Source organism: Microbacterium testaceum (assembly GCF_020781835.1).
Taxonomy (GTDB): domain Bacteria; phylum Actinomycetota; class Actinomycetes; order Actinomycetales; family Microbacteriaceae; genus Microbacterium; species Microbacterium testaceum_H.
Map to the genome: position 1 here is coordinate 173,729 of NZ_JAJGNJ010000005.1, position 20,857 is coordinate 194,585.

The window sequence follows — 20,857 nt, forward strand, 5'->3', positions numbered from 1 at the left end:
CTACATACGCTCCGGAGCGCCCACACCGAGCAGCGTGAGGCCGTTGCGCAACACCTGACCGGTGGCGTCGTTCAGCCACAGGCGCGTGCGGTGCACCGGCTCGACCGGCGCGTCGCCGAGCGGGATGACGCGGCAGTTGTCGTACCAGCGGTGGTACAGACCCGCCAGTTCCTCGAGGTAGCGCGCGACGCGGTGCGGCTCGCGCACCTCGGCGGCATAGGCCACGACGCGCGGGTACTCCTGGAGCGCGCCCAGGAGCGCCGACTCGGTCTCGTGGTCCAGCAGCTCGGGGGCGAACTCCGACCGGGCCACACCCGAGTCGGCCGCGTTGCGCGCGACGTTGTGCGTGCGTGCGTGCGCGTACTGCACGTAGAACACGGGGTTGTCGTTCGTGCGCTTCTGCAGGATCTCGGGGTCGAGTGTCAGCGGCGAGTCCGCGGGGTAGCGCGCGAGGGAGTAGCGCAGCGCGTCGGTGCCGAGCCACTCCTGCAGGTCGTCGAGCTCGATGATGTTCCCGGCGCGCTTGGACAGGCGCGCACCGTTGACCGACACGAGCTGCCCGATCAGGACCTCGATGTCCTTATCGGGGTCGTCGCCCGCCGCGCCCGCGAGCGCCTTCAGGCGGTGGACGTACCCGTGGTGGTCGGCGCCGAGCAGGTAGATCTTGTGCGCGAAGCCGCGATCGCCCTTGTTGAGGTAGTACGCGGCGTCCGCGGCGAAGTAGGTGTACTCGCCGTTGGAACGACGGATCACGCGGTCCTTGTCGTCGCCGAAGTCGGTCGTGCGCACCCACACGGCGCCTTCTTCGTCGAACACGTGGCCCTGCTCGCGCAGACGGTCGACGGCCTCGTCGACGAGGCTCGGCTGCCCGTCGATGCGCGCGTGCAGGGTCCGCTCCGAGAACCACACGTCGAAGTGGACGTTGAAGCGCTCGAGCGATGCCTGGATCTCGCCGAGCTGGAACCCGTAGGCCAGTTCGGTGGCGACCGAGATCTGCTCGGCCCGATCGAGTTCGCGGATGTCGGGGCGGGCGGACGCGACACGCTCGGCGAGCGCGGCGATGTAGGCGCCGCCGTAACCGTCATCAGGGGTGGGTTCGCCATGGAGGGCGGCGACGACGGAGCGTCCGAAGCGCTCCATCTGCGCACCGGCGTCGTTGATGTAGAACTCGCGCACGAGCGTGGCCCCGCTGGCCAGGAGCACGCGCGCGATGGCGTCGCCCAGGGCCGCCCAGCGGGTGTGGCCGATGTGCAGCGGCCCGGTGGGGTTGGCACTGACGAACTCGAGGTTGATCGTGTTGCCGCGCTGCGAGTCGTTCGTCCCGAAGGCCGCGCCCTGCTCGACGATGGTCTTCGCCAGGGCGCCGGCGGCGGCGGCATCCAGGCGGATGTTGATGAAGCCGGGCCCGGCGACCTCCACGCTGGCGATGCCGTCGACGCCGGCGAGCCCGGCCGCGATCTCCGCCGCGAAATCGCGGGGGGTGGCCCCGACGACCTTCGACAGCTTCAGTGCCGCGTTGGACGACCAATCGCCGTGGTCGCGGTTCTTCGGTCGTTCCAGCGGCAGGTCGGCGGCGGTCAGCCCCGCGGACGAGCCCTCACGTCGCGCCTCGGCGAGCGGGGCGATGACGGCGAGCAGGGCGGAGGAGAGGGCTGCGGGATCCATAACCCTCCGATTCTAGGCGAGCACGGTGCAGCGCCCGGCTCAGCCGATCTGCACCAGCGCTTCGTGGTCGTCGGGGACCGTGGCATCCGGGGATCCCCCGTCCAGGACCGCGTCGACGTACATGCGCTCGAGACCGACGTAGCCGCCGTGATAGCTGAGGAACGCGCAATCGGCCGCGTCCCGCCCGGTGGCGATCCGTACGAGGGAGCGCCGGTCGGACAATCGTGTGGCGTCGATGACGTACCAGGCGCCGTCGAGGTAGGCCTCGGCGACGGCGTGGAAGTCCATGGGTTCGAGCCCCGGCGCGTAGCACGCGGCGTAGCGGGCCGGGACGTCCATCGCCCGCAGCAGCGCGATGACGAGGTGCGCGTAGTCCCGGCAGACGCCCTGGCCGGTCATGAGGGTCGTCACGGCGCTGTCGGTCCCCATGCTCAGCCCCGGGGTGTAGGTGACACTGGATGCCACGAACGACGACACCGCCGCGATGAGGTCGGGTCGCGACAGACCGCTGAACTGTCGTCGCGCCTGCGCGAACACCTCGTCCGACTGGCAATAGCGGCTCGGGCGGAGATACGTGATGGTCTCGAGGTCGCTCGTGTGCAGGGTCGGCGAGGCACCGGTGACGACCGCCTCGTATCGCACCGAGAGCGGCCCCGGCTCGCCCGCGAGGCGGTGCAGACGACTGCCCGACTGATCGACGATCTCGGTCGGGGTGTACACGCGGTCGCCGCGCGAGAAGGTCAGTCGCTCACTGGTGAGCGGGACTCCCTGAGCGGCGGTGATCTGGAAGATGAGGTCGACGGACGCCCCCAGATCGAGGTCGAGTTCGGCGGTCACTCGGCGCGGCACCGGGCCATCCTCGCACGGCGGCGGAGGGGTGGGACGCGCGGGGGTCATCCGTCTTTCTTGCCCGGGCTGACGGCCCCTTTGGAGTTGTTGCCCTTGCCCTTGTTCTCCTTGTCCTTCCCGGAGTTGCCGGGGCCCTGCTCCTCGGACTCCTCCGGCGTCTCCGGCTCCTGCACCGTCGTGTCGTCGTCGTCGACGGTGCTCTGCGTCGGCTCGGGCGCGGTGTCCTCGGTGACGGGCTGCTCCGTCTGCTCGACCGTGGGCTCGGGGGCCGGGGCCAGTGCGGCCAGATCGGCGCGCACCGCGGCGATGCGCCCGAGGATGGCCTCGGCTTCCTCGGGCGAGACCGTGCCGGCATCCCGCTGCGCGATGACGTCGGCTTCGAGCTGGTCCAGCGTCGTCGAGGCCGACGCGACGTCGCCGCTGGAGGCTTGACCCGCGAGGGTCTGGACGACGCCCTGCCACGCGGTGGGTTCGGCGGCCGGCGGCGTGCACCCGGCGAGCGCGAGTGCGGCGGCGAAGGCCACGGCCGTGGCGGCCATCCGGCGGCGGGTCACGGTCCCACCTCCTTCCACAGGTCGTCGACGTGCTGGTCGAGGGGTGCGGGGAGCGAGGGCAGCGCCGGCTCGGCGGCGGGGGCCGGGGCGCCGAGCGCGATCGCGGCCGTCACTCCGCCGAGGGCGAGGAGCACCGCGATCACGGATGCCAGAATGATCCCCCGCCGGCGACCGCCGCGCCGCGACCCGTCGGCGACCGGGTCCAGCACCCGAGTCCGGGTGAGGGCGTCGGACGCGGGGCCGTCCAGCAACGCCGCCCCGCCGATCGGGGTGGGGGGCACCTGTTCGCTCGGGATCGAGCGGAACTCGGCGCCGAGGGCGGCGGCATCCGGTCGCTCCGCCGGGTCGATCGCGGTCATGCGCACCAGCAGGTCGCGCCACGGCAGAGGCAGGTGATCGGGGATCTCGGGCGGCGACACCAGTCGGGCGGCGAGAGCCTCGTGCGGCGTGCGACCGCCGAACGCGCGGCGGCCGGTGAGCGCCTCGAGCAGCACGAGGCCGAGCGAGTAGACGTCGCTGGCCGGAGCGGCCGGCATCCCGCGCGCCTGTTCGGGGCTGAGATAAGCCGCCGTGCCGATGACGGTGTCGGCGCGTGTGACGCGCGTCGCGCCGACGAGTGCCGCGATGCCGAAGTCGGCGAGCGTCGCCCGCGCGCGTTCTCCCGTGTGCGCGGGGGGCCGCAGGAGGATGTTCGACGGCTTCACGTCGCGGTGGACGATCCCGCGGGAGTGCACCACCGAGAGCGCTTCGGCGATCTCCCGCCCGTAGCGGGCGACATCGGCCGCGGGGATGGGTCCGCGCGCGATGAGATCGGTGAGCGTGGGACCGGCGATGAGTTCCATCGCGAGGTAGGTCGGAGGCGTCGACAGTCTCGCGTCGTACAGCGTGACGAGCGAGGGATGCGAGAGCGAGGCGAGCAGCCGGATCTCTGACCGTACGCGCGCCGCGTCCGCCGGATCGGCGCCGTCGCCGGTGACGACCTTCAGCGCGACCGTGCGGCCGAGGGAGGTGTCCACAGCCTCGTAGACGCGGGCGTATCCGCCCTCGCCGAGGAGCCGTCCGAGGCGGTACCGCCCGTCGAAGAGGTCGGCGGTCGAGCTGTCGAACGGCTGGGTCGTGTCGGTGTCAGTCATGCGTGTCCTGGGGTCGGGCGCCCCCGGCGAGGTGTCAGACGAGGTCGTCGTTGGGCGATCGCGTGGTGGATCGGGTGACCCGCGCGTCCCCGACCCCTTCGGTCCGGGTGACGGTGTCGGTCTGACGACGCCGGACCAGGAGCACGAGGCCGATGATGAAGACGATGGCGCCCGCTCCCATCATGATGTACCCGATCGTCGTCAGGTCCACGTAGTTGTTGGGCAGATCGACCGCGAAAGCGAGGATGGCGCCGATGACGATCAGCGCGATTCCGGCTCCGATGCTCATGACAGGTCCTTTCGGGAGGGTGGAGCCAGGATGACACTCCCCCACCGGACACGCAGAGGTCTTGACAACGACGCCCGAGGCGCGCTTGTCGTGTTGACTCCGAGCGCGAGCAGACGGATGGCGACGGCCCCGGCCCCCGATCACGGGTGGCCGGGGCCGTCTACTGGTGCCCCCGACAGGAATCGAACCTGCGACCTTTGGTACCGGAAACCAACGCTCTATCCCCTGAGCTACGGAGGCGGACCGGTCAAGGTTAGCACCGTGGCACGGGGCCCCCGCGCCCCGGGCGGGTCACTCCTCGCCGATGACTCCGATGCCCGTGGCTCGGTGGTCGGCGTTCGGGTCGTCGGCCGAGGGAGCCTTCGACTGCTCGTCGACGTCGTTCGTCTGGCTCGGCGCGACCGTCTGGTCGTCGCCGAGATCGTCGGCGTCGTCGCCGGGGGCGTGGTTCTGCGGATCGCTCATGGGTCATCCCTTCCTAGGCGAGTCTCCAGCCTCGCAGGGCGGCACCGACCGGCGCAGAGGCTTGACCTCCCGCCCTTCGGCCCTTCAGCGACCCCCGACCCAGCGACGCACCCGGGCGGCCAACGGTCGGGTCAAGGCGACCGCGCGGCCCTCGGCCACGACGAAGAGGCGGTCACCGCGCACGGCGACCTCCCCGCGCACATAGGCGGCACCGACCGCGACATACGTGCGAAGCAGCATCGCCGCCTCGGCGCGGGTCGAGGTCGCATCGTCCAGGCGCACGCGGTGCCCCGAGTCCACCCGCACCGAGAACCATCGGGTCCCGGCAGTGGACACGACCGCCCACCGATCCCCCGACGACAGCCGTACGAAGGCGTCCCCGTCCGACAGACCGGTCTCCGGCGACAGGTCTGCGTACTCGTCGACGAGTTCCTCGAGCGTGCTCTTCGCCTCTCCGGCGGTGACGAAGTCGGCGCGCCCCGCACTCAACCCGCCCCACTCGAACTTCTTCTCCGGGGTCACGGCGCCCCCGGCAGGACGACAGTCACAGACATGCGGCGAGCGTAACGCGGGTGTGGCCCTACGATGAGCGGCATGCTGGCCTCATCGCCGAACAACATCTTCGATCAGACGTCGATCTTCGCGCTCGGCGGTTCGACCTCACTCGTCGGGGTCGCGATCTACGTGCTCCTGGCCATCGCCCTCTGGCGCGTCTTCACCAAGGCCGGCTATCCGGGCTGGCTCGCGATCATCCCCCTGGTCAACGCGATCTTCCTCGTCAAAGTCGCGGGATTTTCAGGGTGGATGACGTTGCTCTACCTCATCCCGATCGTCAACATCGTGTTCCACATCATTGTCTCGATCCGAGTCGGGCGAGCCTTCGGCCACGGGTGGTTCTTCTCGCTCGCGTTGCTCGTGGTCTTCTGGATCATCGGCTACCTGATCGTCGGTTTCAGCGGAGACCGCTATCGCCCTGAGCGGATCTGATCGACACCGGCCGCACTCGGATCCCCCGCACGGGCCGCCGGTCAGGCCTGGGTGGGCTGATCGAAGTCCCAGTCGACGGGCTGGTCGTCCTCGTCCGACGGCGGCTCGACGGCGTACAACGGGGCCCGCGGGAAGAGCCGATGGTTGCGCAACTCCTCCGACCAGGCGGCGAAATCGGGCTCCTCGCCGGTCCACTCCATGGGGGACGAGAGGACGTCGTTGCCGACACCGATGACGAGTTCGGCCTGCGCCACTTTCCTGTCGTCCGTGACGATGGGGATGCTGACGGCCTCAGCCTGTCCCTCCTTGGCCACGGCGGCGGTCAACTCGACGAGCGATGCGGCGACGTCGTCGGTCGTCATCACGGTCTCTCCGGCGTACGTCACACATCTCATGCGTCCCAGCGTCGCGGTCGACGTCCGGCGCGAGAGGCGGGTTGCGCGGCTGCGTTCGGTGGGATACGGCGTCAGTCGCGCCGCTGCGCGGACCGGAACATCGCGGCATCCAACTCGAACCACACCGCGCGCACGGTGTCGAACTCGGCGAACCGCTCGGGAGCCGGGTCGTCGAGACTGAGGCGATAGCCCCGCGGCAGATCGTCCACGTGCTGCCCGTCGCGCGGGCCACCGACGAGCACGTAGATCACGGCGATGAGGGGGAGCCGGCGTCCACGGCGACTCCGTCGACCGCGTCGCTCATCCGGTGGAGGAAGTTCACGACCACCTCGGACTCCTCCGCGGACATCTCGATCACCGCGGCCAGCATCCGGTCGTGCATGTTGCCCAGCGTCTGCCGGACCTCCGCGTGCGCCTTCTCGGTCGCCTGCACGAAGATGCTGCGCCGGTCATCGGGGTTGGCGGCGCGGGTGACGTGCCCTGACCGCTCGAGCCGGTCGAGGATGGCCGTGGTGGAGGCGGTGGAGAGACCGAGATACCGCGTCAGCTCTCCCGGCCGCACTCTGCGGCCCGGCTCGCGCAACAGGTAACGCAGGACGAGGAGTTCGTTCTCGCCCATGGACATCGACTCTCGGGTGCGCCGACGCATGGCCAGCTCCGCGGCTCTGTATACGCGGAGGGCCTCGAGCACTGCTTTGCTGCGGCTCCGTCGATCGGCCGGCTCATCGCCGTACCAGTAGGTGCGCGAGTCATTTTCCCCGCCAGGAGAGAGGCTCTGCGACACCGCGCGCATGTCTGTCATGGTGTACGCCCCTTGCTGTCGATCCCCTGAGCATACCCCCGAAAGAATAGTTCGACAAACTAGTTACTAATCGAGTATGTTCATCACGCAGGTAAACCAACGAAAGGAGTTGCTCATGGGCAACCTTTACTACGGCACGGCGCCGGAGCCCATTCGAGTTCCGGACCGTCTCCTCTCGCACCTCAAGGTCGTGGCGGCGACGAAGCTCCGCCGCGGCGAGAGCTTCACCATCAGCTGGACCCACGTCGACGGCGCCCCCGGCCGTTCCACCCTCTGGCTGCAGCCCGCGATCCCGCTGCGCTTCGTCTTCGACAGCGCTGAGCCCGAGCAGCTGAATCCCCAGACGCTGAAAGACATGGCCGACATGGCCAACTCCTCTGCCGGGCTCTCGGTCGCCCTCGACGCCGAGATCCCCGCCGCGACGGCAGCCGCACGCACCTCAGCGCCCACTCGAGGCACGACCCTGCGAACGGCGGCTTGACGTGAGCGCCGGCACACTGGCATCCATCGCTCCCCTGGGCACGACCCGGGCCATGTGGGCGAAAGTGGACGCCGGATTCTGGGTCGCCCACCGCGGCGGCGAGTACTACGGTTGCGTCGATCGCGTCGACGGCGGATTCGTCGCCCGCGACGCGCACGGCGTGCCCATCGGCCGCTATGACACCCTCGAGACCGCCAAGGCCTCGCTCCGATCCACCACCGACCCGGTGAACGACGCACGGCGACGACGCGCCGAACGGACCTCGGTGGTCCTGGCCACCGCCGCCGGAAGTGCCGCCCTCGCTTTCGCCCTCACCGCCGGCGCGCTGGCGCCGTACCTGTGATGGCCGGGCCGGTGAGCGACCTGCGTGACGAGGCCGACGACCTCGAGGACGCCGCTCGCGCCGAATTCGCCGAACGCTACGGCGTCTCCCCGATCTGACGACCCCGGCGCCCACCACCCCCTGGACAGCGACTGCGCAGTGTGACAGCGTCGCCGACGTCGCCGAACCGCGACGCGAAACGAACGGGAGCCTCTATGACCGATCCCACCGCATCCGATCGTCCCGACGACGACGCCGCCCCCGATTCCCAGTCCAACGGCGCCGGCTCCGAGTCTCCGGAAGAGGGCGCCGCCGCGCAGCGCGACGCGGACGAGGCCGCTGACACCGGCGCCTCCCCCACCGGCGAGATCAACTGACCGGCTCCGACCGGCGGGTCACACCGTCGCGAGCTGGTCGTCGCGCGGTGCGAGATCGGGGCGCAAGCGCGTCCCGAACTCGTGCCGGAGTGCGCTGAGGGCCGCTTGCCACCCGGCGAGGCCGTGCACGCCCGGACCGGGGCTCGTCGACGACGAGCACAGGTAGACGCCGGGAAGCGGCGTGCGCCACGGGTCGGGGCTCCACACCGGTCGACCGATGAGTTGCGCAAGCGACGGCGCTCCGGCCGAGATGTCGCCGCCGGGGAAGTTCGGATTCCACGCAGCGATGTCGACAGCCGTGCTCGATGACGTCGCGAGGATCGTGTCGCGGAAGCCGGGGGCGAAGCGTTCGATCTGGGCCACGATGGCCTCTTCCCGATCGGCCGTGCTTCCCGCGGGCACGTGCGTATAGGCCCACAGCACGTGCTTCCCGGCCGGCGCGCGCGTGGAGTCGAACAGCGACGGCTGCGCGACCAGCACGTAGGGCGCCTCCGGCAGTTCCCCGCGGACCACCGCATTCTCGGCGGCCGCGATCTCACCGCGTGTTCCGCCGACGTGGACGGTGCCCGACCGGGCCACCTCGGGGTCGGACCACGGCACCGGCTCCGACAGCGCGAAATCGACCTTCGCCACCCCGCCGCCGTAGCGAAAACGCTCCAACGCACGGCGATAGGCCGCCGGCAGCGCGGCACCGGCGAGTCCCACGAGCGCGCGCGGAGTGACATCCAGCAGCACGGCGCGGGCGGGCGGGAGCTGGCGGAGATCGGTGACGTCGACGCCCGTGTGCACGACGCCCCCGTGTGCGCGCAGATCGGCGATCATCGCGTCGGCGATGGACTGGCTGCCTCCGACCGGGATCGGCCAGCCTCGTCCGTGGGCGTAGGTGGCCAGCACAAGGCCCGCTCCCCCGGCCGCCAGACTCGGCTGGGCGAGGATCGAGTGCGCCGACACCCCCGTGATCATCGCCGGCGCGAGTTCCTCCCGGAACCGCGCGTTCCACAGCGGTCCGCCCTGTTCGAGTGACCGGATGCCGAAGAAGAACGCCGCGAGAGGGTCGCCGGGGATGCGCAGCAGCGCATTGCCGGTGAAGTCGGCGACACCTCGCAGGTGGGTCACGAGGGGCGCCAGGAGACGCGCGTACGCCGCTCCGTCTCGACCGATCGCGTCGGCGGCGCGGTCGAGGTCGCGATACGCCAGACCCGCCCGCGCACCGTCCAGCGGATGAGCGAACGAGACCTCCGGCACGACGAAGGACACGCGCCGTTCGAGGCCGAACTCGCGGAAGAACCAGGACTCCAGGGCGAGGGGGTGCACCGCTGACCCGAGGTCGTGACGGAACCCGGGCAGCGTCAGTTCGCCGGTCGATGCCGCACCTCCCAGCGACGTCTGCCGCTCGTAGACGGCGACGGACAGCCCGGAACGGGCGAGCGTGACCGCCGCCGCGAGCCCGTTCGGCCCCGACCCCACGACGATGGCGTCGTACCGCTCACTCATCGTCGGATCGGCTCCTTCTCGGCCGTCGACGCCTGCCCGATCGCCGAGGCACCACCCGTGGTCCCGGGAGCGCCGCCCTCCGCGAGGTAGGCCAGCCGGTGCAGCGTCTCAGCGTTGCGCCAGCGCGTGATCGCGTCGAAGACGACGTCGGGGAGCAGCGTCGTCGGGCCGGTCACGGGCTCCTCCTGCAGGCGCACGACGCACGCGTCACCGCGCGCTTTGACGTCGATCGAGACCCGAGCGATGCCGATGGGCCCGCCGTGCGGCTCGAGCACCGCCCGGTGGGGTGGGTCCCACACGCGCATCACCGTCGTGTCGTTGACCAGGGCGGGCCAGGAGCCGAAGGAGTGGTGCAGTTCGGCGCCCTCGCCCGGCCATTCGTCCGAGACATCGCGCATGCGCGAGGCTCCGACCACCCACAACGGATAGAGCCAGCCGTTGGCGAGCACGCGGAACACGTCGTCGGGTGAGCAGTGGAGCAGTCGCACGTTGCGAGCCATCGGGGGCACACCTCCTGATCGGCGGACGAGGATGCGCGGCAAGGCCCGGAACCCCCGACCGGATGCCACCACGGTACGGGTCCACGTGCGGAGCGGTCACGGTGGTTGCGCGGGCACGCCGCGACCGTTAGGCCCTCATGCGGCGACGTCCGCGGGCAGAACCACCCACGCGCGGGTTCCTCCGGCCGGCGACTCGTCCAGTCCGATGTTCCCGCCGTGGGCCTGTGCGATGCGGCGGCAGGTCGCCAGCCCGATGCCGAGTCCCTGCACCTCGGCGTCGTGTCCGCGCTGCATGGGCTCGAACACCCTGTCGCGCAACTCCGGCTCGACGACGTCGCCGTTGTCATCCACCAGCAGACGCCACCCGTCGGGCAGCTCCTGGACGGTCACCACCACGCGCGGCACGCGACCGGCCGCCACGGTGAACTTGACCGCGTTCGCGATGAGGTTCTGCAGGAGCACGCGCAGCAGCGTGTCGTCGGCGCGGACGAACGTCGAGGCATCCACGACGATCTCGGCCCCGGACTCGACCACCGCACCGTCGAGATCCTCCAGCACTGCGTCGACGATCTCGGCCACGTCGACACGACTGAAGTGCGGACGGGCGCCGCCCAACCGCGCGAAATCGAGGAGGTCCGTGACCATCGCCGTCATCCGCGCCGCCGCCGCCTCCGCCCGCGCGAGGGAGCGAGCCGCACGCGGCGCGTCGATCATCTCGGGGCTGTCGGCGGCGAGCTCGAGAAACCCCGAGAGGGCCGTGAGCGGGTTGCGCAGATCGTGACTCACCTGCGCAGCGAACTGCTCCAGCTGGGCGTTGGACTCGGCGAGATCGCGGGTCACGCGCCGCAGTTCGAGGACGTCGATCACCTGGTGCGCGAGCAGGTCGAGCGCGTGCGCGCCGGCATCCGTGAGCTCTCCGACCTCGTCGTCGAACACGCAGAGGGTCCCGATCGCGACACCGGCCGGTGTGATGAGGGGGCTGGAGGCGTAGAAGCGGACGGAGGCGATGACCCCCGTCACGAAGGCGTTCTCGCGGAAACGCGAATCCTCCCGAGCATCCGGCACCACCACGCGGCGCGGGTCGACCAGCACCGCTGCGCACATCGAGTCCTCGATGGAACAGGATGCCGCCTGCACGCCCACCGCGGCGACCTGGTGCTGAGCCCGGTCGTCGATGATGTTGATCACGGCGGTCGAAACGCCGCAGACGGCGGCCGCCAGCTCCACCAGGCCCTGCAGATCCGGTTCCGGAACCGCCCCGACGATGCGGTACTGATCGATCGCCCGGCGGCGCGTCACCTCGTGAGCTGTGGACACGGCATCCCCTCGCGAATGTCTCCCCCCGCCCGAGCCTAGCCGCACCGTTACACCCTGGCGCGATGGATCGGTAGACCCTCGCGCAGCGCGAGGGTCCGAACGAGGCTGACAGCATGACCTTCCCCACTCCCGGACCCATCGACCCGCCTACCACGCCCGATGCCCCGAGTGCGCCGGGGATCCCCGCCACCCCCGGGGAGCCGTCGCCGCCCAGCCCCGCGGAGCCCCTGGCCCCGACGCCGGACGAGCCGACCGTCCCCACCCCCGCCGAGCCCGCACCGGACCCCTCGGGGGCGGACGCCCTCGACGGCGCCGTGGGAACAGCCGAGCCTGAGGCCGACAACGCCGTCGAAGAGGACATGGTCGAGTCCATCGACCCGGGTGGCGATCCCGACTGATCCGTCGGCGACGCGACGCGGAGAGGCGCCCGACGGATCAGGGGTTGCCGCGTGTCCAGAGCAGAAGGATCGCCACGGCCTGCAGCACGAGGCATCCGGCCAGGATCGCGGTTCGACGGCGCGGGGTCGACGACCACCGATCGTCGCCCAGCAACGGGGCCATCGGCATGAGCAGTCGGAACGTGCTCTGCTGCGGAAGGAAGACCGCGAAGATGTACACGCCGTAGCTGAAGACGTACGCCACCACCATGAGGCCCAACCGCCGCACGGGCCGCGACCACAGCAGCGCCGCGAAAGCGACCAGCAGCGCGATGACGAGGATGATCCCGACGACACCCAGATGGGTGCCTGCCTGGCGGAACCACGGAGTGAACGGCGTGAACTCGTCGTTGCCGACGTAGTCGAGCCACCAACCGAGCTCCGTGCGGATGTATGCGTTGTGAGTGCCCGTGACGTATTGCGCGATGTGGTTCCACGACAGACCCGCGACCGCGATCGTGAGACCGGTGGCCATGAGCGAGGCCCATTCCCTCACCGGGAAGGGATCGACGCGACGGCGGAAGAAGCGCACGAGGAAGACGATCCCGAGCGCCAGCCCGAGCGCGAGGACACCGGGACGCGTGTAGGCCGCGACGAGTCCGATCGGCAGGATCCACAGGTACTTCCGCTTGATCGCGAGCAGCATGCCGCTGAAGACCAGCAGCATGAACAGGCCCTCGCTGTAGCCGATCACGAAGAGGAACGACATCGGCGCGAACGAGAAGAAGACGACGGACCACCACGCGGCGCGCGGCTTGGTCACCGTGCGCATGAGGACGAAGAGCACCCACGTCGCCCCGAGGCTGGCGGCGAGGCTGAGGAGGACGGCGACCGGTTGCCACCCCAGGCCCGTCGCACCGGAGAGTGTACGGACGAGGAAGGGGAAGACGGGCAGGAACGCCCAGTTGTTCGGGAGGATGTCGCCCGAGACGTTCATCGGCAGCGACATGGGGTAGCCCTGCGCCGCGATCTGGCCGTACCGGTCGGCATCCCACCCGGTGAGGTAGTCGAAGAACGTCCCCAGACGCTCACTGTCGGGACCGAAGCCCCAGCGCGCCGCCTTGGCGATGGAATAGAAGCCCCACAGCAGGCCGAAGTTCACCGCGCGTGCGATCGCCCACAGCAGCAGCACCCGGGTGAACGCGCCGCGCTCGATCGGCTCCACACCCTGTGGCGCCCGCAGCACGTCCTGGCCGTACCGGCGCAGCGCCCGACCCGCGCGGGAGTCGACCAGGCGGCGGCCGCGGTCGCGCAGCGGGGCCAGGCGATCGTCGGTGGGGGCCGGCCGTACCGTGGGGACCAGCTCGCTCGGCGGTGCGCTCACTCGGAACCTTTCACACAGGGAGGAAGTGGGCTGCTGACGACGGTGTCCGGCCCGGACAAGTGCATTCGGCCAGATCGTACCGGATGCACACCAACGTCCTTCCCGGTTGACATTCAGGAAATGCCCTGGTCAGTGGGCGTCGCCGACGAGTTTGAGGCCCACCACGCAGCCCACCAGACCGAGGATCAGGAGGATCTTCACCAGGGAGATCGGCTCCGCTCCCCCCACCATCGCGATGACGACGGTCAAGGCCGCGCCGATCCCCACCCACACGGCGTACGCCGTCCCGGTCGGGATATCCCGCATCGCCCACGCCAGGCCCGCCATGCTGGCCACCAGCGCGACACCGAACACGACGCTCGGCCACAGCCTGGTGAGGCCCTCCGACCGTCCGAGCGCGGTGGCCCACACCGCTTCCAGGACACCCGAGACGGCCAGAACGATCCACGACATGACGGTGCTCCTTGGCCAGTCTTGTCGCTGTCCGGGTACTGATCCCTCGTCCGGTGGTGCGGTGCGCACGCTCCTCCCACGGTAGTAGGCGAGCCTGTGCAGTCCCCGTGCACGGCATCCCCCCGCTTCCGACGGAGGCGACCGAGGATCGCGGGCTACAGCAGGAAGATCGACACGAGGCCGGGATTGTGCGCGTGCACCAGCACCCCGAAGACGACGGCGTCGAAGAGCAGATGCACCGTCACGACGTACCAGAGCGAGCGGGTGCGCAGGAACAGGAAGCCCTGGACCAGGGCGAACGGGATGGTCAGGACCGGCCCCCAGGCCTGATATCCCAGCTCCCACAGGAACGACACGAAGACGACGGCCTGCAGGACGTTCGCGCTCACGTCGGGGAAGTGCCGACGCAGGAGCGCGAACACGGTGCACACGAAGAACAGCTCGTCCCAGATGCCGACGGCTCCGACGCCGACGAACAGACGGGCGATCAGCTCCGGAGTGTCCACGACGGGCCAGTTCGTGTACACGCCCGACGTGATGAAGTAGAACGGCAGGATCAGCCACCCGAGCACGATCACCCCGACCAACCAGGCCCACTGCCACCACGCCCACCGACCGCCACCGCGCCAGGGGAAGCGGATGGCCCGGTCGCCGAACACGAAGCGCGAGAGCACGTAGGGCAGGATCACGGCACCGCCGAGCGCGAGCGTGAACCGCACGAAAGCCGCGTCGTCGAGCTCGGCCTGGAGCGGGATGAGGCTGACGACGAACTGGCCGAGCGCGATGAGGAACACGTCGCGCGCGATGCTCGGCACCGGCGGGGCGTCGCGCACCGGGACGATCGGGGTGCCGGCGAGCCGGTCGACGAGCACGGCGGATGCCACGGCGATCGCCAGCACGATCCACCCGAGCCAGACGATCTGAACGACGAACAGCACGGGCGCCGCGAGACACACCAGCACCGCCGGCACGAGCCTCGGCGTCCAGGTGCGGCGGACGCTTCCGGGTGCGGCGACGTGGGCGCTCATGGCGCGAGACGGGTGTAGGCGAGATCGCGGATGTCGCGACCGACGCGGAGGCCCTTGCGCTCGAACGCGGTGAGCACGCGGCCCTCGAAACGTTCGGCCCACTCCCCCGTGAAGCCCCGCTCGAAGCCGGGGGCGGCATCGAGCACGGCGCGCATCTGATCGGCGTAGTCCTGCCAGTCGGTCGCGAGCCGCAGCGTTCCACCGGGTCGCAGGGCCTGGGCCGCGATCCTGGCGAACTCCGGGGCGACGAGCCGCCGCTTGGTGTGCTTCTTCTTGTGCCAGGGGTCGGGGAAGAACACCCAGAGCTCGTCGACGGATGCCGCCGGCAGCAGGTGCTCGAGCACCTCGGGGGCATTGGCCTCGACCAGGCGCAGGTTCCGCGCCCCGGCGCGGTCGGCGTCCAGCATGGTGCGGGCCAAGCCCGCGGAGAAGACCTCGACGGCGAGGAAGTCCGTGTCGGGATGCGCGGAGGCGGCGGCGACGATCTGGTGCCCCTGGCCCGAACCGACCTCGACGATCAACGGCGCGCGGCGCCCGTACACTTCGGCCGGATCGATCGCCGCCCCCGGACGGACGCTCGTCGCGGCGGCGCCCCGCTCGACCGGCAGGAGGTAGGACGGCGACAGCTCTGCCCACGCACGGTCCTGGGCCTCCGACATGCGGCCGGAGCGCCGGACGAACGACACCGGACGGTCGCGGTAGGCGGGGGCTTCCATGGCATCCAGGGTAGGCGAGGTCTCTCGGACCTCTCCGTGCGGGTCGCGCGACTGCTCGCGCGGCTTCCGGCCGCTCACGGCACGGTCACGAAGTCGATGAGCTCTTCGACACGGCCGAGCAGAGCGGGCTCCAGGTCGCGGAAGGTCGTCACGCGCGACAGGATGTGCTGCCAGGCCCGGGCGAGGTCGGCCTGCTCGTGCGCGGGCCAGCCCAGGGCCCGGCACACGCCGACCTTCCACTCGATGCCGCGCGGCACCTCGGGCCACGCGGCGATGCCGACGGCTCGCGGCGTGACGCACTGCCACACGTCGACGAAGGGATGACCGACGATGCGCACGTGCGCACCGTGGCGTCCTCGCGCGATCTTCTCGGCGATCCGCGACTCCTTGGAGTTCGGCACGAGGTGGTCCACGAGCACGCCGTAGCGGCGCTCGGCGCTGGGGGGCTCGGCATCCAGGGTCTGCTCGAGGAGGTCGACTCCCTCGAGGAACTCCACGACCACGCCCTCCGCGCGGAGGTCGGCGCCCCAGACCTTCTCCACGAGCTCGGCGTCGTGCTTGCCCTCGACGAGGATGCGGCTGGCCCGGGCCGTGCGCGCGCGCTGCTCGGGGGCGGCGAACGACCCGGAGGCGGTCCGCGTCCTCCCCTTCGGCGCGACCGCGGGGGCGACGAGCACGATCGGCTCGCCGTCGACGAGGAACCCTCCGCCGAGGGGGAACAGCCGGCGCGCGCCACGGCGGTCCTCGAGCTCGACGTTCATGCCGTCGACGCGGGTGACCGCCCCGCAGAATCCGTCGCCCGCCACCTCCACGACCAGGTCGACGGATGCCGCGACCTCGGCGGCCTTCTTGCGGCCCGCCTCGCGCCAGCCGCGCGCGAGCACGTCCGTGCCGTAGCGATCGTCCATGGGGGTACCTCCGAACGCCCGAGCCTATGTGCCGTCGGCGTGCGCTCAGGGCGGACGCGCCGATCCTTCCCGGGTGTCCGAGGGGCTTTATAGAGTGAAGGCCTCAGCGCCGAAGGGGGATGCATGCGAAAGCCGAAGGCGGCAGCGATCATGGCGGGTCTCGTGGTCGCGGCGGTGTCCGTCCTCGGTCTCACCGTCCCCGCGTGGGCGGTGCCGCCTCCCTCGCTCGGATCGAGCTATGTCCTGGACCGGGCCGACGTCCTGACCACCGCGCAAGAGGCCGAGGTCCAGTCGCGGCTCGTGCGCCTGGCCGACCAGACGGGGCTGGACATGTGGGTCGTCTACGTCGACGAGTTCAGCGAGCCCACCGCCGCCGAGGACTGGGCGAACGAGACGGCCAACCGCAACAATCTCGGCCCGCACCAGTACCTCCTGGCCGTCTCGGTGGACGGCCGCGCCTTCTATCTGTCGGGCGACGTCGACGACGGCGCCCTCACGGCGCAACAGCTCACCGAGATCGAGCAGGATCTGATCCAGCCCGCACTGTCCGCCGGCGACTACGCGGGCGCGGCGGACGCCGCGGCGACGGGCATCACGACGGCCGCTCGGGGCGCGCAGCCCGCGCCGCCGCCCACCCCGGCCGGCAGCGGGCCCGACATCGCGCTCATCGCCCTCGTGGTCTTCCTCGTGCTCGCCCTCGGCGGCGGGCTGCTGTGGCTGTGGGTGCGCCGTCGCCGGGCGGCTCCCTCCTCCGCGCCGGCCGGCGGCGAGAGCCTCGAGGATCTGGAGCGTCGGGCGGGCACCGCACTCGTCGCCACCGACGACGCGGTGAAGACCAGCGAGCAGGAGCTCGGATTCGCCCGCGCCCAATTCGGCGACGCGGCCGCCGCACCCTACGCCGAGGTCCTCGTCCAGGCGAAGGCCGACCTCGACCGGGCCTTCACGATCGCGCAGCAGCTCGACGACGACGTGCCCGAGACCGAAGAGCACAGGCGCGCGGGTTACGTCGAGATCCTCCGTCTGTGCGCCACGGCCGACGAGGCACTGGATGCCAAGGCCGCCGCCTTCGACCAGCTTCGGGCTCTCGAATCCGACGCCCCGGCAGCGGTGGAACGCGTGCGAGAGCGCCACGGCGCCGCCGGTGCCGCGCTGGACGGCGCCGCGCGCGAGCTGGCCTCGCTACGCGAGCGGTACGCCGACGACGCCCTCGCCTCCGTCGCCGACAACCCTGCCCAGGCCCGCGCACGCCTCGATCTCGCCGCCGAGCAGCTCTCCATCGCCGAGCGCGCGATCGCGGCCGGATCGTCCGGGGAGGCCGCCGTCGCCATCCGCGCCGCCGAGGCCGCGGTCGCCCAGGCCGAGGGTCTGGAGAAGGCCATCCCCTCGCTCGGGGCCGACGTGGCCACCGCCGAGCGCCGCGCCTTCGATCTCGTCGCCGAGATCGAAGGCGACCTCGCCGCGGCCGCGGCCCTCCCCGATGCCGACGCCCGCGTCGCCGGAGCCATCGCCACGACCCGGACGCAGCTCGAGGCCGGGCGCGCCGCGCTGACGCCTCCGCGTACGGCGCCGCTTCGTGCCCTCGCCGCGCTCGAGCAGGGCAACACCGCGATCGACGCGGTGCTCCGCGCGGCGCACGATGAAGCCGAGCGCCGTCGCCGAGCCCAGTCGCAACTGGACACCGTCCTCGTCCAGGCACGCGCACAGGTATCGGCGACCGAGGACTTCATCTCGGCGCGGCGGGGGGCCATCGGCGCCACGGCGCGCACGCGACTCGCCGAGGCCGGTGCGGCTCTCGTCCAGGCCGAGCAGCTGCGTGCCGCCGACCCTGCCGCCGCCCTCGCCTCCGCTCAGCGCGCCGCCGACCTCGCGGGTCGGGCCGCGTCGCTGGCACAGAACGACGTCAGCGCCTTCGGGGGCGGCCGAGTCGGTGGCGGCGGCAGCGGCGGCGACGTGATGGGAGCGATCCTCGGCGGCATCGCCGTCAATGCGATCCTCGGCGGCGGCGGCCGCTCGCGTGGCGGATTCGGCGGTGGCGGGATGGGCGGTCTCGGCGGCATGCTCGGGGGTATGGGCGGCGTGGGCGGCTCCCGGTCCGCCGGAGTGCGCTCCGGCGGGGCGCGCGGACGTACCGGCGGTCTCTCCTCCGGCGGATCGCGTGGCCGACGCGGAGGGGGTCGCTTCTGACGCTCCTCGCCCGTCCGGAACGGGCCGTCACAGAAAACTCGTAGCAATCGGCACCAGACTCGACACCGTCGCCTCAGGAAGGAAATCCCGCATGGCCAAGCAGTCCATCTTCGGTCGGATCTCGACCCTCGTCCGCGCGAACATCAATGCGCTCCTCGACCAGGCCGAGGACCCGCAGAAGATGCTCGATCAGCTCGTTCGCGACTACTCCAACTCGATCGCCGACGCCGAGTCGGCCATCGCCGAGACCATCGGCAATCTGCGTCTGCTCGAGCGCGATCACCAGGAAGACGTTCAGGCCGCCGCGGAGTGGGGCAACAAGGCTCTGGCCGCCAGCCGCAAGGGCGACGAGCTGCGCGCCGCCGGCAACGTCGGCGAGGCCGACAAGTTCGACAACCTCGCCAAGATCGCGCTGCAGCGTCAGATCACGGCCGAGAGCGAGGCGAAGGCCGCCGAGCCCACGATCGCGTCGCAGACCGAGGTCGTCGACAAGCTCAAGGACGGTCTGAACGGGATGAAGACCAAGCTCGAGCAGCTGAAGTCCAAGCGCAGCGAACTGCTCGCCCGCGCCAAGGTCGCCGAGGCGCAGAACAAGGTGCACGACGCCGTCAAGTCGATCGACGTGCTCGACCCCACGAGCGAGCTCGGACGCTTCGAGGACAAGATCCGCCGCGAGGAGGCGCTCGCAGCCGGGAAGCAGGAGCTGGCCGCATCGAGCATCGACGCGCAGTTCAACGCGCTCGAGGACGTCGGCGAACTCACCGAGGTCGAGGCGCGCCTGGCCGCGCTGAAGACGGGCGCTCCGCAGCGGGCCGCCATCGACGCCCCCAGCCCCGACCTCTGATCGACCCGGGAGCGCACCGCCCGTCGGGTGGTGCGCTCCCCTTTTCCGACAGGCATGCCATGACGCGTTTCGTCATCGCCCCGCAATGGCAGGGATCCTCGTCTTCGCGCGCGATGCAGCTCATCGACGGCGCGGAGGCGATCGCCGGCGACCTGCCCCGTGCCGCGACGACCGCCGTGGACGCTCTCCCGGAGGCCGGCGACGCCCAGGGCACGCGCGTGCTCCGGGCCAGCGCCCTCGTCCGCATGCGAGAGCGGATCCGGGAGGCCGTCGCCGACGTGACGGGTGAGCATGCGATCACGATCGGCGGCGATTGCGGAGTCGCGCTCGGGGCTGTCTCCGCCGTCGCGGACGACGACCTCGCGATCGTCTGGATCGACGCGCACGCCGACCTCCACACCCCCGAGTCTTCGCCCAGCGGCGCCTTCCACGGGATGGTGCTGCGAGCGGTCCTCGGCGAAGGCATCGACCCGCTTCGCCTGACTCCCGGCATCGACCCGTCCCGCGTCGTGCTCGCGGGCACGCGGGCCGTGGAGGCCGAGGAACAGCGCTACATCGACGAGCACGGCATCCGCACCGTGCCGGCATCCGCACTGTCCGATCCGGACGCCCTCGCCGCTGCGGCGGTCGCGACCGGTGCGTCGCGCGTCTACGTGCACGTCGACCTCGACGTGCTCGACCCGGCCGAGATCACGGGCGTCGCCCTGCCCGAACCGTTCGGGGCCCGAGCGGCCGACGTGGCCGCCTCCATCCGCCGGCTGCGGGAGCGACTGCCGCTTGCGGGGGCGACCATCACCGAGTTCTCGCCGGCCTCCCCCGTGGCGGCCGTCGACGATCTCGGCACGATCCTGCGCCTGGTCGGGGCGCTCGCATGAGCCCGATCCCCCCGCCGCCGAAGGGATGGCGGGAACGCGCAGACCGCGCGGTCGCGCGTGGGCGCCGGTTCGACCGCGCCATCCCGGGGGTCCTCCTCGACTCCCCCGTGAGCCGGCTCGGATTCCTCTACGGCCGCACCGTGGGCTGGGTGTGGGGCTCGCTGTGGAGCACCGGACGCATCGAACGCCGCAACGGGCTCTGGGTGTTCCGGGGACTGCCCTCGTGGGCCTTCCCCCGCGGCGGTGTGTGCGTGGGCGACTGCTTCCTCACCGGCGACGTCTCCCCCAGCGACGCCGTCCTCCGGCACGAAGCCGTCCACGCGCGTCAGTGGCGGCGCTACGGCGCGCTCATGCCGCTGCTCTACCTGTTCGCCGGGCGCGACCCGTTGCGCAACCGCTTCGAGATCGAGGCCGGCCTCGTCGAGGGCAACTACGTCCCCCGCGGGGCGTGAGCCGGC

27 protein-coding genes, 1 tRNA gene and 1 riboswitch are annotated in these 20,857 nt (G+C 71.1%); of the genes, 9 read left to right on the forward strand and 19 right to left on the reverse strand.

The annotated features are described in order from the left end of the window. The 8 genes from LL239_RS09330 to LL239_RS09365 all read right to left on the reverse strand — a co-directional run bounded on the left by LL239_RS09330 (window position 1) and on the right by LL239_RS09365 (window position 5,477). Window positions 1–1,665 carry an arginine--tRNA ligase gene (locus LL239_RS09330; RefSeq protein WP_228163160.1) on the reverse strand — a complete coding sequence of 555 codons (1,665 nt, stop codon included), beginning with the start codon at window positions 1,663–1,665 and terminating at the stop codon, window positions 1–3. 39 nt (window positions 1,666–1,704) lie between these two features. Next, complete coding sequence (locus LL239_RS09335; RefSeq protein WP_228163161.1) at window positions 1,705–2,514, reverse strand: transglutaminase-like domain-containing protein; 810 nt, start codon at window positions 2,512–2,514, stop codon at window positions 1,705–1,707. 44 nt (window positions 2,515–2,558) lie between these two features. Beyond that, window positions 2,559–3,068 (reverse strand): hypothetical protein, encoded by a 510-nt coding sequence (locus LL239_RS09340; protein WP_228163162.1) that lies wholly within the window; start codon window positions 3,066–3,068, stop codon window positions 2,559–2,561. Further along, on the reverse strand, window positions 3,065–4,201 hold the full coding sequence (locus LL239_RS09345; RefSeq protein WP_228163163.1) for a serine/threonine-protein kinase: 1,137 nt from the start codon (window positions 4,199–4,201) through the stop codon (window positions 3,065–3,067). Before LL239_RS09345 ends, LL239_RS09340 begins: the two co-directional genes overlap by 4 nt. A gap of 34 nt (window positions 4,202–4,235) precedes the next feature. After that, the gene (locus LL239_RS09350) at window positions 4,236–4,490 is read right to left on the reverse strand and encodes a DUF6458 family protein (protein ID WP_228163164.1); all 255 of its coding nucleotides are present in this window, start codon (window positions 4,488–4,490) and stop codon (window positions 4,236–4,238) included. A gap of 164 nt (window positions 4,491–4,654) precedes the next feature. Next, window positions 4,655–4,730: transfer RNA gene (locus LL239_RS09355), tRNA-Arg, on the reverse strand. 51 nt (window positions 4,731–4,781) lie between these two features. Then, on the reverse strand, window positions 4,782–4,955 hold the full coding sequence (locus tag LL239_RS09360) for a hypothetical protein (protein WP_228163165.1): 174 nt from the start codon (window positions 4,953–4,955) through the stop codon (window positions 4,782–4,784). A gap of 84 nt (window positions 4,956–5,039) precedes the next feature. Further along, window positions 5,040–5,477, reverse strand: a complete 438-nt coding sequence (locus tag LL239_RS09365) for a hypothetical protein (RefSeq protein ID WP_228163166.1) — start codon at window positions 5,475–5,477, stop codon at window positions 5,040–5,042. A 72-nt stretch (window positions 5,478–5,549) separates the two neighbouring features. Between LL239_RS09365 and LL239_RS09370 the strand changes: the two genes are divergently transcribed. Continuing rightward, window positions 5,550–5,942, forward strand: coding sequence for a DUF5684 domain-containing protein (locus LL239_RS09370; RefSeq protein ID WP_228163167.1), 393 nt, complete (start codon window positions 5,550–5,552; stop codon window positions 5,940–5,942). A 41-nt stretch (window positions 5,943–5,983) separates the two neighbouring features. On the opposite strand, the gene LL239_RS09375 is transcribed toward LL239_RS09370, so the two are convergent. From LL239_RS09375 to LL239_RS09385, 3 genes are all read right to left on the reverse strand, one after another. Further along, complete coding sequence (locus LL239_RS09375) at window positions 5,984–6,337, reverse strand: hypothetical protein (RefSeq protein ID WP_228163168.1); 354 nt, start codon at window positions 6,335–6,337, stop codon at window positions 5,984–5,986. Window positions 6,338–6,408: 71 nt separating this feature from the next. Next, complete coding sequence (locus tag LL239_RS09380) at window positions 6,409–6,588, reverse strand: hypothetical protein (protein ID WP_228163169.1); 180 nt, start codon at window positions 6,586–6,588, stop codon at window positions 6,409–6,411. Next, window positions 6,585–7,139: a MarR family winged helix-turn-helix transcriptional regulator gene (locus LL239_RS09385; RefSeq protein ID WP_308218573.1), complete on the reverse strand. Its 555-nt coding sequence runs from the start codon at window positions 7,137–7,139 to the stop codon at window positions 6,585–6,587. The genes LL239_RS09380 and LL239_RS09385 overlap by 4 nt, the downstream gene beginning before the upstream one ends. A gap of 115 nt (window positions 7,140–7,254) precedes the next feature. On the opposite strand from LL239_RS09385, the gene LL239_RS09390 reads away from it, so the two are divergent. From LL239_RS09390 to LL239_RS09400, 3 genes are all read left to right on the forward strand, one after another. After that, window positions 7,255–7,620, forward strand: coding sequence for a DUF7882 family protein (locus LL239_RS09390; protein ID WP_228163170.1), 366 nt, complete (start codon window positions 7,255–7,257; stop codon window positions 7,618–7,620). A gap of 1 nt (window position 7,621) precedes the next feature. Next, the gene (locus LL239_RS09395) at window positions 7,622–7,963 is read left to right on the forward strand and encodes a hypothetical protein (protein ID WP_228163171.1); all 342 of its coding nucleotides are present in this window, start codon (window positions 7,622–7,624) and stop codon (window positions 7,961–7,963) included. Between the two features lie 194 nt (window positions 7,964–8,157). Beyond that, window positions 8,158–8,319: a hypothetical protein gene (locus tag LL239_RS09400; RefSeq protein ID WP_228163172.1), complete on the forward strand. Its 162-nt coding sequence runs from the start codon at window positions 8,158–8,160 to the stop codon at window positions 8,317–8,319. Between the two features lie 18 nt (window positions 8,320–8,337). Here LL239_RS09400 and LL239_RS09405 read toward each other — a convergent pair whose 3' ends face one another. From LL239_RS09405 to LL239_RS09415, 3 genes are all read right to left on the reverse strand, one after another. Then, entirely contained in the window at window positions 8,338–9,813 is a 1,476-nt protein-coding gene (locus tag LL239_RS09405; RefSeq protein WP_228163173.1) for a phytoene desaturase family protein, read from the reverse strand. Then, window positions 9,810–10,313 (reverse strand): SRPBCC family protein, encoded by a 504-nt coding sequence (locus LL239_RS09410; RefSeq protein WP_228163174.1) that lies wholly within the window; start codon window positions 10,311–10,313, stop codon window positions 9,810–9,812. Before LL239_RS09410 ends, LL239_RS09405 begins: the two co-directional genes overlap by 4 nt. A gap of 135 nt (window positions 10,314–10,448) precedes the next feature. Then, window positions 10,449–11,630 carry a sensor histidine kinase gene (locus tag LL239_RS09415; RefSeq protein ID WP_228163175.1) on the reverse strand — a complete coding sequence of 394 codons (1,182 nt, stop codon included), beginning with the start codon at window positions 11,628–11,630 and terminating at the stop codon, window positions 10,449–10,451. 113 nt (window positions 11,631–11,743) lie between these two features. On the opposite strand from LL239_RS09415, the gene LL239_RS09420 reads away from it, so the two are divergent. After that, complete coding sequence (locus tag LL239_RS09420) at window positions 11,744–12,028, forward strand: hypothetical protein (protein WP_228163176.1); 285 nt, start codon at window positions 11,744–11,746, stop codon at window positions 12,026–12,028. A gap of 37 nt (window positions 12,029–12,065) precedes the next feature. On the opposite strand, the gene LL239_RS09425 is transcribed toward LL239_RS09420, so the two are convergent. The 5 genes from LL239_RS09425 to LL239_RS09445 form a co-directional block, all read right to left on the reverse strand. Beyond that, window positions 12,066–13,391, reverse strand: coding sequence for a hypothetical protein (locus tag LL239_RS09425; protein ID WP_228163177.1), 1,326 nt, complete (start codon window positions 13,389–13,391; stop codon window positions 12,066–12,068). Between the two features lie 129 nt (window positions 13,392–13,520). Next, window positions 13,521–13,844: a DMT family transporter gene (locus LL239_RS09430; RefSeq protein WP_228163178.1), complete on the reverse strand. Its 324-nt coding sequence runs from the start codon at window positions 13,842–13,844 to the stop codon at window positions 13,521–13,523. Window positions 13,845–13,854: 10 nt separating this feature from the next. Next, a riboswitch (guanidine-III (ykkC-III) riboswitch) is annotated at window positions 13,855–13,918 on the reverse strand. 81 nt (window positions 13,919–13,999) lie between these two features. After that, on the reverse strand, window positions 14,000–14,872 hold the full coding sequence (locus tag LL239_RS09435) for a CPBP family intramembrane glutamic endopeptidase (protein WP_228163179.1): 873 nt from the start codon (window positions 14,870–14,872) through the stop codon (window positions 14,000–14,002). Beyond that, entirely contained in the window at window positions 14,869–15,588 is a 720-nt protein-coding gene (trmB, locus tag LL239_RS09440; protein WP_228163180.1) for a tRNA (guanosine(46)-N7)-methyltransferase TrmB, read from the reverse strand. The genes LL239_RS09435 and trmB overlap by 4 nt, the downstream gene beginning before the upstream one ends. Window positions 15,589–15,662: 74 nt before the next feature. After that, entirely contained in the window at window positions 15,663–16,496 is an 834-nt protein-coding gene (locus LL239_RS09445; RefSeq protein ID WP_228163181.1) for a DUF3097 domain-containing protein, read from the reverse strand. Between the two features lie 123 nt (window positions 16,497–16,619). On the opposite strand from LL239_RS09445, the gene LL239_RS17815 reads away from it, so the two are divergent. From LL239_RS17815 to LL239_RS09465, 4 genes are all read left to right on the forward strand, one after another. Further along, complete coding sequence (locus tag LL239_RS17815; RefSeq protein WP_267189089.1) at window positions 16,620–18,680, forward strand: TPM domain-containing protein; 2,061 nt, start codon at window positions 16,620–16,622, stop codon at window positions 18,678–18,680. A gap of 91 nt (window positions 18,681–18,771) precedes the next feature. Beyond that, the gene (locus LL239_RS09455; protein WP_228163182.1) at window positions 18,772–19,524 is read left to right on the forward strand and encodes a PspA/IM30 family protein; all 753 of its coding nucleotides are present in this window, start codon (window positions 18,772–18,774) and stop codon (window positions 19,522–19,524) included. 59 nt (window positions 19,525–19,583) lie between these two features. Continuing rightward, window positions 19,584–20,399 (forward strand): arginase family protein, encoded by an 816-nt coding sequence (locus LL239_RS09460; protein ID WP_228163183.1) that lies wholly within the window; start codon window positions 19,584–19,586, stop codon window positions 20,397–20,399. Further along, window positions 20,396–20,851 (forward strand): Fe-S oxidoreductase, encoded by a 456-nt coding sequence (locus LL239_RS09465; protein WP_228163184.1) that lies wholly within the window; start codon window positions 20,396–20,398, stop codon window positions 20,849–20,851. Before LL239_RS09460 ends, LL239_RS09465 begins: the two co-directional genes overlap by 4 nt. The last annotated feature ends 6 nt before the right edge of the window (window positions 20,852–20,857 follow it).